The following is a 12,062-nucleotide window of genomic DNA, read 5'->3' on the forward strand; positions in this document are numbered from 1 at the left end:
GGTCTCCTTCTTCTTCCACTTACTCAACCGGCAGATCCGGCGCGGTTATCGCGTCGGAGGCTTGCGGCGGACGCTTACGAAAATACAACGGCGCGAACGCCTCTTTCTGGTGCAGCTCGACCTCGCCTTCGCGGACCAGTTCCAGCGCGGCTGCAAAGGAGGATGCGAACACGGTGGCTTTTTGCGAGGGGTCGACGACGTAGTTGAGCAGGTATTCGTCGAGCCGGCTCCAGTCCTCGGCCATCCCGACGAGGCGCTCCAGCGACGCCCGCGCCTCGCTCAGCGACCACACGGTGCGCCGCGCCAGATGCACCGTGGCCAGCACCCGCTGCTGGCGCTGCGCGGCATAGGCGGTGAGCAGGTCGAACAGGGTCGCGGTAAATTTGGGGTGCTTGATCTCGGCGATCGATTCCGGATCGCCGCGCGGGAAGATATCGCGCTGCAATTGCGGGCGGTTCATCAGCCGGTTCGCCGCCTCGCGAATGGCCTCGAGCCGGCGCAGCCGGTTAGCCAGCGCGGTCGCCATTTCCTCGGCGCTGGGGCCATCGGGGGTCGCGGGTTCCGGCAGCAGCAGCCGCGATTTCAGATAGGCCAGCCATGCCGCCATCACCAGATAGTCGGCGGCGAGTTCGAGCCGGATCTTGCGGGCCGCCTCGATGAAAACGAGGTACTGGTCGGCCAGCGCCAGAATGGAAATCTTGTGCAGATCGACCTTTTGCTGCCGCGCCAGCGCCAGCAGCAAATCGAGCGGGCCCTCATAGCCTTCGACATCGACGACCAGCGACGGCTCGTCGTCGGCGGCGAGCTCGGCGGGCCGTCCGGTTTCAAACGATAAAATCTCTGCGCTCATGCGCCTGTCATCCCTGCCCGATTGATCAACGCATCCAGTTCAGCGCGCGCCGCCAGCCGATCGAACGGCCGCGGAGCTTTTCGCGAAGCCAACGCGCGCTTCGCGCGATCCAGCGCCTTGCCGGCCAATTCAGGCGTCTCGCGGGCGACTGCCCGCATTTCCTCGAGATCGCCGTTGCAATGCAGAACCATGTCGCAGCCGGCCGTGACGATGGCTCGGGTCCGCTCGGCGATCGACCCCGCCAACGCGTTCATGGACACATCATCACTCATCAACAAACCCTGGAACCCGATCACGCCGCGAATCACCTGTTCGATGATTGTCGCAGAAGTCGTCGCCGGATGGGCGGGGTCCAGCGCGCTAAACACAACATGTGCGGTCATGGCCATCGGCAGGTCCGCCAGCGGTTGAAATGCGGCGAAATCGGTCCGTTCCAGCTCCGCAGCCGGCGTATCGACCTCCGGCAGCCTGAAATGGGTGTCCGCGGTGGCCCGTCCATGCCCGGGAATGTGCTTGAGAACTGGCAATACGCCACCCTGCTCCAGCCCCTCGGTCACGGCGCGGGCGATCGCCGCCACCTTGCCGGGCTCGGTGCCATAAGCGCGGTTGCCGATCACGGCGTCGGCGCCGGGGACCGGCAGGTCCGCCAGCGGCAGGCAATCCACGGTAATGCCGAGATCCAGCAGGTCAGCTGCGATCAGCCGGGCGCTCAGGCGCGCCGCGGACCGGCCTGCCGCGGGGTCGAGATCGTAGAGCGCGCCGAACACGGCACCCGGCGGGTAGACCGGCCAGTGCGGTGGGCCGAGGCGTTGGACCCGGCCGCCCTCCTGATCGATCAGGACCGGCGCATCCGCCTCACCAACGGCGCTCCGCAAATCCCCAACAAGCTGAGTGACTTGCGCGGGCGTCTCGATATTCCGCTTGAATAGGATAAATCCCCACGGCCGCTCCACGCGGATGAATTCGCGCTCGGCGGCGCTGAGTTCCAATCCGGATACGCCTGTGATGAATGCGCGGCTGTTCATGGGGCCGATTAGCCCGCTGGCAGCCCAAGGGTCAAGGAAACGGCCGTTAATTCCTTTGGACGACGCACTGTCCGCCGGCAGTTTTCAGGTTGCCGCAGAATTGCGTGGCCTCATCGGCAGACCCGAACGGTCCGATCATGGCGCGGTAGTAGACGCCCTTGTCGCCGAGATCGGCGCGTTTGATTACGGGTGAACGCGAGCCGAGCACGGCCGGATACTTGCCCTGCAGGGCCCGGAACGAGGCCTGTGCGTCCGACTCGTTCTTCTGCGAGGCCACCTGAACCAGATATCCCCCGCCACCACTCGACGCGGCCAGGACGGAATTGGTGGCGGCGACCCGGGTCCGCGACTCCGCTGCCGGAGCCGCCTGACCGGGCGTCAACGACAGCGGCGCGTTGGCGCTCGCATTGGCCGATGAGGGCGGGCTGCGCGAGGCAGGCGCGGCCGGAGCAGGTGCCGCAGTCGCAGCAGCCGCTTTTGGCGCGGGTGCGGGCTTCGCCGGCGGCGGCGCGTTGACTGGCGCCGCGGCGCCGTCGGCCTGATCGCCGCGGACGGCAAGGGTCTTGATCCTGCGCGGCTCGGTGCCGTTAGGCAGCGTGCCATTGCCCGCGCCTGCGGGCACCGGCCCGGCAGTGGCAACGCTCGCGGCGGACGGCGGATTGCTATTCGGATTCAGCGGCGGAAACACCACGCGCGGACCCGTCCTGGCATTGACGTCAACGGGGGCTTCCTCGCGCGGAACGATCTTTTCCTTGCCATCGCCTGTCGCCATGCGGTCCGGCACCTTGGCCGAGCCATCCGACGGCGCCGGCACGATCTTGGTCGGGCTGTTGTCGGCCTTGATGATCGGCGGCTCGCCGCTGCGGGGCGATCCGACAAAGGTGCGATAGGCAAAGGCAGCGCCCGTCCCCACCACCGCCAGCACAAGCACCACGGCAACGGTCATCATGCCGCCGCCGCGCTTCTTGACCGGCTCTTCGGCGACATCGCCGTAGCCGTCCTGATAGGCGTAGGGGTCATCCGCGTAGGCCGGATCGTGCTGGCCTGGCTGCCCGTCGTGATCGAGCTGGCCATAAAGGGCGTCGTCGTAGCGCGACGGATCGGGCTCCTGACCGGCATCGGCGTAGGACGGGGACTGGTGATAGTCCGGCTCCGGCGCGGCAAGCGGCGCTGCGTAGCGATGCAGCGGATGCACCGCGCTCGGGTAATCCTGTTCGTAATCGTCCTGCGGAGCGGCCGGAGCGGCCTGCGGGGTGGCGCGGCGCATCCATGGTGGCGGGCCTGCGGCGGGCTCCTCGTCGGCAGCAGGTGCCGGCGGCTGGTATTGGTCGCGTTCGCTGCGCGGCTGCACCGGCTGATTGGCCCTGCCCATCGCGAACGGGTCGGTTTGGCCGATCAGGCGCGCAAGCTCCGCCAGCGGATCGTTCTCGGTCCGTGCCGGCGCATGAGGTTCGCCGCCACGATCATAGCCATCGTCGGCGCGAAAAGGCTTGTCCTGATATCGATCAGCCATCGTGATGATGCGTCCCCTTCGGGAAAGCCGCCAACCCGCTTTTGCAAACGAACCGGCGCCTGCCAGATGCCTCACGGTTCCCCGCGTGAAGCGTACCCCCTATCGCATCTCGGTCGGGGCATGGACGCCGAGAACGGCGAGCCCGGATGCCAGAACCGAGACGACGCCCTGGACCAATGCCAATCGCGCCTTTGTAATCTCTGCATCATTATTGATAATGAAGCGTAAATAGGGCAAATCGCGCCCCCGGGTCCAAAGCGCATGAAATTCACTGGCGAGATCATATAGATAAAACGCGATTCGGTGCGGCTCGTGTGCCACCGCCGCCGCCTCGATCATCCGGGGATAGAGCGCCAGCAGCCTGAGCAGGCTGAGTTCCGCGGGGTCGGTCAGCCGTTCCACCGCGGCATCCAGCAGGTAGGCCGCCCTCGCGCCGGTGTCTTCGGGCAGGTCGGGAACCAGTTCCCGGGCGTTCTTGAAGATGGAATGGCCGCGGGCATGGCCGTACTGCACATAGAACACCGCATTGTCCTTGGACTGCTCGATCACCTTGGCGAGATCGAAATCCAGTACCGCGTCGTTCTTGCGGAACAGCATCATGAACCGCACCGCGTCGGAGCCGACCTCGTCGACCACCTCGCGCAGCGTCACGAACTCGCCGGAGCGCTTCGACATTTTCACCGGCTCGCCGTGGCGCAGCAGGCGCACCAGCTGCACCACCTTCACATCCAGCGTGGCCCTGCCCGCCGTGACGGCCTTGACCGCCGCCTGCATGCGCTTGATGTAGCCGCCATGATCGGCGCCGAACACGTCGATCAGATTGGCAAAGCCGCGGTCGAACTTGTTCTTGTGGTTGGCGATATCGGACGCGAAATAGGTGTAGCTGCCGTCCGACTTCATCAGCGGACGGTCGACATCGTCGCCATAGGCGGTGGCGCGAAACAGCGTCTGCTCGCGGTCCTCGTAATCCTCCACCGGCGCGCCGCCCTTGGGCGGCGGCAGGCGGCCTTCATAGACGTCGCCCTTGGAGCGCAGAAAGTCGATGGTCTCGGTGACCTTGTTGTTGCCGGTTTCGATCAGCGACCGCTCGGAGAAGAACACGTCGTGCTTGATATGGAGCGCCGCGAGATCGGTCTTGATCATGTCCATCATCATGGCGATGGCCGTGGCCCGCACCAGCGGCAGCCAGGCGCCTTCCGACATCGTCTTGAGCTTGTCGCCATGCTCCGCGGCGAGCGCCTGTCCCACCGGCACCAGATAGTCGCCGGGATAAAGCCCCTCCGGAATCTCGATGGTTTCGCCGAGCGCCTCGCGATAGCGCAGGAACGCCGAGCGCGCGAGCACGTCGACCTGGGCGCCGGCATCGTTGATGTAGTATTCTCTGGTCACGTCGTAGCCCGCAAACTGCAGGAGGCTGCACAGCGCATCGCCGAATACCGCGCCCCGGCAATGGCCGACATGCATCGGCCCGGTGGGGTTGGCCGAGACGTATTCGACATTGACCTTCTCGGCCGCGCCCATCGGGCTTTTGCCGTAGCCAGCGCCCTCGCGCAGCACGGTGCGCAACGCGTCCGACCAGGCCTGTGGCTTCAAGGTCAGATTGATGAAGCCGGGGCCGGCGACGTCGACCGATGCAATCAGATCATCCGCGCGCAGCTTGGCCGCGATCGCTTCGGCGAGATCGCGCGGTTTTGCCCTGGCCTCCTTGGCCAGCACCATCGCGGCATTGGTCGCCATGTCGCCATGCGCCGCATCCCGCGGCGGCTCGACCACGACCCGCGACAGATCAATGCCGGCGGGCCAGCCGCCTTCGGCGGCAAGCACGCCGCAAACCGCGTGGACGCGCGCCAGTACGTTGGCGAAAAGATGCTGCGGTTGGCTGGAATCGACCATGGGCGTGACTGGACCGGGGATGATGCCGCGTGCGGCTAGGCCGCCGCCTAACGCAAATCCGGGGTCAAGTCAAAAAGCCTTTGATGCTCGGTGATGGCGAAACGGTCGGTCATCCCGGCGATAAAGTTGCCGATCCGCCTCGCCCGCTCGGCTTCGGTCTCGTGATCGCCGCCATCGCGCGACGACCACTCCGCCGGCAGGTCGCCCGGGCTCTGCTGGTAGCGCGCGAACAGGTCGAACAGGATCTGCTCGGCCTCGCCCATCACCCGCATCACCCGGGGATGGCGGTACATCCTGAGCTTCAGGAACGCCTTGATCCCGGCTTCCGCCTGCGCCACCGCGGGCGGAAACGTGATCAGGGCGTCGCCGAGGTTGCGCACGTCGTCGACCGATTTGGGCCGGGCAAGATCGAGCCGGCGGCGCGCTTCGGTGACGACAGCGCCGATCAGGTACGAAATCAGTTCGCGCACCAGCTCCGCGCCGCGCCTGACGTCGTCGAGATCGGGATAGTGCCGTGCGATTTCCGCGATCATTTCGGCCGTCAGCGGCATCACCTTGAGATCGTCGACCGTGAACAGGTCGGCCCGAAGACCATCGTCGATGTCGTGGGCGTCATAGGCGATGTCGTCGGCGATCGCCGCGACCTGGGCTTCCAGCGAGGCAAAGCTCCACAATTCCAGGTCATAGGCCGCCATGTAGTCGGATATGCCAGCGGGAATGCCGTTGTCGGCGTAACGTCCGACCGCGGCGCCGTTGCGCCCGGTCAGCGGACCGTTGTGCTTGACGATGCCCTCCAGCGCTTCCCAGGTCAGGTTGAGCCCGTCGAACTCGGGATAGCGATGTTCCAGCGAGGTAACGACGCGCAGGGTCTGGGCATTGTGGTCAAAGCCGCCATGGGCCTGCAGGCAGGTGTCGAGCGCCCGCTCGCCGGCATGGCCGAACGGCGGATGGCCGAGATCATGCGCCAGCGCCAGGGTTTCCGTGAGATCCTCGTCGAGGCCGAGCTGCCGGGCCAATGCCCGGGCGATCTGCGCCACTTCGAGGCTGTGGGTGAGCCGGGTCCGGTAATGATCGCCCTCATGGAACACGAAGACCTGGGTCTTGTGCTTGAGGCGGCGAAAAGCGGTGGAATGGATCACCCGGTCGCAATCCCGGCGAAACGGGCTGCGGGTCTTGCTCGGCGGCTCCGCAAACAGCCGCCCCCGGCTGCGCTCGGGGTCGCAGGCATAGATCGAGCGTGGGGCTGCCATTCCGACCGACACGGTGTTTTAATCCTTATCCAATTGATTCCGCTGCCTTGCGCACTTAACTATGGGGCGTGCCGGATACCAAATCATTTGGGTATGGCGCGGCGACCGGAGACTTCTCACATGACGACAGCCGTCACCATCAGCGAGCGGGCCGCCCGCCGTATCGGGGAGATCCTCAAGACCGAGGGCGACGGCGCCATGCTTCGGATCAGCGTCGAGGGCGGCGGCTGCTCGGGTTTTCAGTACAAATTCGACGTCGAGCGCGCCCAGGCCGAGGATGACCTCGTGATCGCGCGCGACAGCGCCGTGGTGCTGGTCGATCCCGCCTCGGTGCCGTTTCTGGCCGGCTCGGAAGTCGACTTCGTCGACGATCTGATCGGCGCCTCGTTCCGGGTGGTCAATCCGAACGCCACCGCCTCCTGCGGCTGCGGCACCAGCTTTTCGATCTGACGAACCCGGCTGACGGCCGCTCAACCCGTTTAACGTCTATCCGCGAACAGCGCCCTGGCGTTGCCATGCGCGATTTGTGCGGCCGCCTTCGGCGGCAGCTGCGCCAGCCAGGCGCGATAACCGGCCATGATTTCACCGTAACTCGCCCAGCGCTCCGGCACCCAGGTGTCCGAACCGAGCAGGAACCGGTCGGGATATTTTTCGAACAGCGCGCGCCATTCCGGCGTCAGTTTCCCGCCGCCCTCGGTGATGCCGCTGCGGTACGACAATTCGCCCCACAGCTTCGGATACTTCGCCAGCATCGCGGCAACGCGATCGCCCGACAGGCCGAAGCCGGTATGCGCCCAGATGATCTGCGCTTTCGGATTGTGCCGCATCAGGATTTCCACTGCGGCATCATCCGCATGGGCGTGCAGATAGAGATTGTTGGCCACGGCGAAGTCGACGGTCTTCTTGACCCATTCGTTGTCGGCGTCGCTGACCGACAGATGAAACTCGCCGATGCCGCGATAGTAGCCGCGCTTGAATTCTTCCTGCACCAGATCAAAGATGACGGGGTCCTTGAACCAGGTCTGGATATCCGGGCGGACCCGGTACGGCCTGATGAACGGCACGACCTGCAGGCCATCGGCCTTCGCGCCCACCAGCGCATGGGTGCCGCTGTTCGGCCGGCTGGTCGCGAGAATGCCGGTCACGCGATGCTTCTTGAACAGCGCCAGCACTTCATCCAACTGGTAGAACGGCTTCGGCTCCCAGTTGTAATGCAGGTGTGCGTCGAAGATTTCGATCGGCTCGTCCGCGCGCGCGCGAAGGCTGCCGACGGTCAGCAGGCAAGCCGCGATCAGCGCTGCGATGCATCCGCGATGCGACATCATTCCAGGCGCGGCGGCGTTACTCGGCCGCGACGACATGCGGTCGCTCGACATTGTCGCCCTCGTCTTCCTGCGGTTCGAGCCGGCGCTTGAGGCGGCGGTCGATGCGATCGAGATAGATGTAGATCACCGGCGTAATGAACAGCGTCAGCAGTTGCGAGACGAAGAGACCTCCGACCACGGCAATGCCGAGCGGTTGGCGCAGTTCGGCGCCGGCGCCGGTGCCGAGAGCGATCGGCAGCGTGCCGAAAATCGCCGCGAATGTCGTCATCATGATGGGGCGGAAACGCAGCAAGGCGGCTTCGCGAATGGCATGTTCGGCGCTCAACCCGACGCGGCGACGCTCCAGCGCGAAGTCCACCATCATGATGGCGTTCTTCTTGACGATGCCGACCAGCATCACGATGCCGATCATGGCGATGACCGATAGCTCCATCCTGAATGCCATCAGCGCCAGGATGGCGCCGATGCCCGCCGACGGCAGGCCGGAAATGATTGTGATGGGGTGGATGAAGCTCTCGTACAGGATGCCGAGGATCACGAAGGCCGCGAACACCGCCGCCAGGATAAGGACACCCTGCCCGCGCAGCGAATCCTGGAACACCTGCGCGGTGCCGGAGAACCCTGTCGCAATGGTGGCGGGAAGGTTCGAACTCTGTTCGATCCTGGTGATCTGGTCGACAGCATAGCCGAGCGAGTAATTCGGAGCGAGGTTGAACGAAATTGTCACCGCGGGCTGCTGGCCCTGGTGATTGATCTGCAGCGGACCGACCGTCGGCACCAGTTTGGCCACCGCTTCCAGCGGGATGGTCTGGTTGTTGGCGGTCTTCATGTAGAGCTTGGACAGATCCGCGGGATCGGAGCGAAACTGCGGCTGCACCTCCAGAATGAGCTGATAATCGTTCGACGGCGTGTAGATGGTGCCGATCTGCCGCCCGCCATAAGCGTTGTAGAGCTGGTTGCGAACCTGATCGACGGTAATGCCGTAGACCGCGGCCTTTTCGCGGTCGATCTCAACCGTCATCTGCGGGTTCTTGATGTAGAGATCGGTGGTGACGTCGAGCAGCCCGGGCACCTTGGCGATGCTGTCGCGCAATTCAGGTGCGACGCGATAGAGCGATTCGGTATCGCCGCTCTGCAGGCTGTACTGATACTGGCTCTTGGACAGCCGTCCGCCGATGTTGAGGTTCTGGACGCTCTGGAAAAACGCCTGCATCCCCGGCACTGCCATCGCCTTCTGGCGCAGACGCGCCATCACCACCGGCGCCGCGTCCCGTTCCTTCCTCGGCTTCAGCGCGATGAACACCCGCGCGTAATTCGTGGTCGTGTTCGGGCCACCCGCGCCCACCGTGCTGTTGATGTATTCTACCGCGGGATCCTTGCTGAGAATATCGGTCAGCTCCTTCTGCCGTGCCGCCATGGCGTCGAACGACGTATCTGTCGCTGCTTCGGTCGTGCCGAACAGAAAGCCGGTGTCTTCCTGGGGAAAGAATCCCTTGGGCACGACGATATAGAGCGCGACGGTGCCGGCGAGCGTTGCCAGCGTCACCACCAGCATCAACGCCTTGCGTGCCAGCACCCAGTCGAGCGACCATTCGTAGGCGCGAAGCCAGAAATCGAACATTCGCTCGAACCCCCGCAGCAGGATGTTCGGCTTCCTGGTGGCGTCATGGGCCTTCAGCACGCGCGCGCACAGCATCGGCGTCAGCGTCAGCGAAACGAAGCCGGAGACCAGGATCGCGACCGCGATCGTGACCGCGAATTCGCGGAACACGCGGCCGACAATGCCACCCATCAGCAGCACCGGAATGAATACCGCGATCAGCGAGAAGGTGATCGAAATGATGGTAAAGCCGACTTCGCGCGCGCCCTTCAGGGCCGCTTCAAAGGGCGCCATGCCACGTTCGATATGACGAACGATGTTTTCCAGCATGACAATGGCGTCGTCGACCACGAAGCCGACCGACAGGGTCAGCGCCAGCAGCGTCATGTTGTTGATGGAGAAGTCGAGAACATACATGACGGCGAAGGTGCCGCAGAGCGAGATAGGCACCGCCAGTGCCGGAATGAAGGTCGCGGACGCCGAGCGCAGGAACAGGAAGATCACCAGAATCACGAGGCCGATGGCGATCAGCAGCGTTTCCTCGACATCGGCGACGGATTGCCGGATCGACTGCGAACGATCCATCGCGACCTGGATAGTCACCGATGGCGGAACCTGCGCACGCAGCGACGGCAGCTTCGCCAGCACGCCGTCCACGACGGCTACCGTATTGGCGTCAGGCTGTTTATAGATGGCCAGAATGATCGAGCGGGTGCCGTTGAACCAGCTTGCGATCCTTTCGTTCTCGACGCTGTCGTAAACGCGCGCCACCTCGTCGAGCCGCACCGGCGAACCGTTGCGCCAGGCGACGACCACGTGCCGGTAATCGGCCGCCCTGGTCATCTGGCCCGAGGCCTGAAGCGCCACGTCCTGTTTCGGCCCGTTCAGCGTGCCGACCGGCGTGGAAGAGTTAGCGCGCGCTACCGCGGTCCTGATATCGTCCAGCGTCAAGCCGCGCGCGGCGGCCGCCTCGGGATCCGCCTGTACGCGAACCGCGAATTTCTGACTGCCGAAAATCACCACTTGGGCGACGCCCTGAATCTGCGACAGCGCCTGGGCGATGGTGATGTCGCCATACTCGTTGACCGTGGACAGCGGCAGCGTTTCCGACCGCAGCGAGACGAACAGCACCGCGAATTCCGACGGATTGACCTTCCGGAAAGTCGGCGGAATGATCATCTCGACCGGCAGCCGGCGCTGCGCGATGGAGAGCGCGGTCTGCACGTCCAGCGCGGCGGAGTCGATGTTGCGGTTGAGATTGAACTGAATGGTGATCGCGGTGGTGCCCTGCGAGGAGATCGAGGACATCGACGAGATCCCGGCGACGGTCGAGAGCTGGCGTTCGATCGGACCGGCGACCGACGCCGCCATGGTGTCGGCGCTGGCGCCCGGCAGGGTCGCGGTCACGGCAATGGTCGGAAAATCCACCTTGGGAAGCGCGGAGACCGGCAGCAGCCGAAATCCAAACACACCGAAAGCGATGATCGTCGCCGTCATCAGGATGGTCATGACCGGGCGGCGGATGCAAAGCTCCGACAGGGTCATCGATCAGGCCCCCGCTTTGGCGCCGCGCGGCGCGACCGGAGTGCCCTCCGACAACAGCAACTGCCCGTCGACGATGACCTCCTCGCCGCCGGTCAGTCCGCTCGCGACCGCGGACAATCCCTGGAAGGTGCGACTGACCGTTACGTTCAGCCGGTGGGCCTTGCCGTCCTGAATGACGAAAACATAGTTGCCGTCCTGGCTGCGCTGCACGGCGGCGGTGGGCACCGTAACGGCCTCCTCGGTGCGAATGATGAGCTTGGCGTTGACCAGCGTCCCCGGCCACAGGGTTTCGTTCTCGTTGTTCATGATACCGCGCACGGTGACCATGCCGGTGGTGGCATCGACCGTGTTTTCGACCATCGCGACCTTGCCGTCTTCGGACCGCTGATGGCCGGGGATGGTGGCAATCACCCTGGGGCCGCCGGTCGCCATGGCATCACGCAGCTCGACCAGGACCCGCTGCGGAATGGCGAAAGTCACATAGACCGGCGCCATCTGGTTGATGACGGCGAGCGGCGCAGTATCTGCTGGCCGCACGAAATTGCCGACCTTCACATTCGCAACGCTGATCCGTCCCGAAAATGGCGCGTGGATGGTGGTGAAGCTCTTCTGGACCTTCAGATTGTCCAGTGCGGACTGGTCTGCCCTGATCGTGCCGGTCAGGATATCGGCCTGGGTCTTGGCGTTGTCTACGTTGACCTGCGTGGTGGCGCCCTTGCCGATCAGGTCGGCATACCGCCGGACATCACGCTGCGCCGCCTCGAGCTGGGCCCGGTCCCTGGCCAGCACGCCCTCGGCCTGTTCGATCTGGGCGTCGATCTGACGCGCGTCGAGGGTAAACAAGAGGTCGCCCCGGTTGACCCTGGCGCCGTCTTCGAAATGCACCGAGACGATGGTGGTTTCGACTCGCGATTTCAGCGCCACGCTGGAAATCGGCGTGACCATTCCGATCGAATCGACATCGACCGGCACCGGCTTGCGCTCGGCCTTGGCCAGTTCAACCGAAACCACGCGCGGCCGCGGCGGTCCCTGGACACTGGCGCCGCCGCCAAGCCATGCAG

The 12,062-nt window shown here is 64.8% G+C and carries 9 protein-coding genes; 1 reads left to right on the top strand and 8 read right to left on the bottom strand.

Going from position 1 to position 12,062, the window contains the following annotated elements; all coding sequences use genetic code 11:
• Positions 1 to 19: 19 nt before the first annotated feature.
• The 5 genes from Q7T45_RS20640 to Q7T45_RS20660 form a co-directional block, all read right to left on the bottom strand.
• Positions 20 to 850 (bottom strand): ScpA family protein, encoded by an 831-nt coding sequence (locus Q7T45_RS20640; RefSeq protein WP_304873121.1) that lies wholly within the window; start codon positions 848 to 850, stop codon positions 20 to 22.
• Positions 847 to 1,875, bottom strand: a complete 1,029-nt coding sequence (nagZ, locus tag Q7T45_RS20645; RefSeq protein ID WP_304873122.1) for a beta-N-acetylhexosaminidase — start codon at positions 1,873 to 1,875, stop codon at positions 847 to 849. Before nagZ ends, Q7T45_RS20640 begins: the two co-directional genes overlap by 4 nt.
• Before the next feature lie 46 nt (positions 1,876 to 1,921).
• Positions 1,922 to 3,388 (bottom strand): SPOR domain-containing protein, encoded by a 1,467-nt coding sequence (locus Q7T45_RS20650; RefSeq protein ID WP_304873123.1) that lies wholly within the window; start codon positions 3,386 to 3,388, stop codon positions 1,922 to 1,924.
• A 99-nt stretch (positions 3,389 to 3,487) separates the two neighbouring features.
• Positions 3,488 to 5,281, bottom strand: a complete 1,794-nt coding sequence (gene argS, locus Q7T45_RS20655) for an arginine--tRNA ligase (protein ID WP_304873124.1) — start codon at positions 5,279 to 5,281, stop codon at positions 3,488 to 3,490.
• A gap of 47 nt (positions 5,282 to 5,328) precedes the next feature.
• Positions 5,329 to 6,543: a deoxyguanosinetriphosphate triphosphohydrolase gene (locus Q7T45_RS20660; RefSeq protein ID WP_304873126.1), complete on the bottom strand. Its 1,215-nt coding sequence runs from the start codon at positions 6,541 to 6,543 to the stop codon at positions 5,329 to 5,331.
• A gap of 108 nt (positions 6,544 to 6,651) precedes the next feature.
• On the opposite strand from Q7T45_RS20660, the gene erpA reads away from it, so the two are divergent.
• Entirely contained in the window at positions 6,652 to 6,981 is a 330-nt protein-coding gene (gene erpA, locus Q7T45_RS20665; RefSeq protein ID WP_213741797.1) for an iron-sulfur cluster insertion protein ErpA, read from the top strand.
• Positions 6,982 to 7,010: 29 nt separating this feature from the next.
• On the opposite strand, the gene Q7T45_RS20670 is transcribed toward erpA, so the two are convergent.
• The 3 genes from Q7T45_RS20670 to Q7T45_RS20680 all read right to left on the bottom strand — a co-directional run.
• Positions 7,011 to 7,907 (bottom strand): amidohydrolase family protein, encoded by an 897-nt coding sequence (locus Q7T45_RS20670; RefSeq protein ID WP_304873128.1) that lies wholly within the window; start codon positions 7,905 to 7,907, stop codon positions 7,011 to 7,013.
• Positions 7,873 to 11,001: an efflux RND transporter permease subunit gene (locus tag Q7T45_RS20675; RefSeq protein ID WP_304873129.1), complete on the bottom strand. Its 3,129-nt coding sequence runs from the start codon at positions 10,999 to 11,001 to the stop codon at positions 7,873 to 7,875. Before Q7T45_RS20675 ends, Q7T45_RS20670 begins: the two co-directional genes overlap by 35 nt.
• Positions 11,002 to 11,004: 3 nt before the next feature.
• Positions 11,005 to 12,062, bottom strand: a 1,058-nt coding sequence (locus Q7T45_RS20680) for an efflux RND transporter periplasmic adaptor subunit (protein WP_304873130.1), incomplete at its 5' end; no start/stop codon positions are given.

Origin of the sequence: Bradyrhizobium sp. (assembly GCF_030646015.1) — a bacterium.
GTDB lineage: Bacteria > Pseudomonadota > Alphaproteobacteria > Rhizobiales > Xanthobacteraceae > Bradyrhizobium.

Excerpts from the sequence above, each read along its gene's own strand:
- Q7T45_RS20640 (WP_304873121.1), bottom strand. The coding sequence starts at position 850 with ATGAGCGCAGAGATTTTATCGTTTGAAACCGGACGGCCCGCCGAGCTC.
- nagZ (WP_304873122.1), bottom strand. The coding sequence starts at position 1,875 with ATGAACAGCCGCGCATTCATCACAGGCGTATCCGGATTGGAACTCAGC.
- Q7T45_RS20650 (WP_304873123.1), bottom strand. The coding sequence starts at position 3,388 with ATGGCTGATCGATATCAGGACAAGCCTTTTCGCGCCGACGATGGCTAT.
- argS (WP_304873124.1), bottom strand. The coding sequence starts at position 5,281 with ATGGTCGATTCCAGCCAACCGCAGCATCTTTTCGCCAACGTACTGGCG.
- erpA (WP_213741797.1), top strand. The coding sequence starts at position 6,652 with ATGACGACAGCCGTCACCATCAGCGAGCGGGCCGCCCGCCGTATCGGG.
- Q7T45_RS20670 (WP_304873128.1), bottom strand. The coding sequence starts at position 7,907 with ATGTCGAGCGACCGCATGTCGTCGCGGCCGAGTAACGCCGCCGCGCCT.
- Q7T45_RS20675 (WP_304873129.1), bottom strand. The coding sequence starts at position 11,001 with ATGACCCTGTCGGAGCTTTGCATCCGCCGCCCGGTCATGACCATCCTG.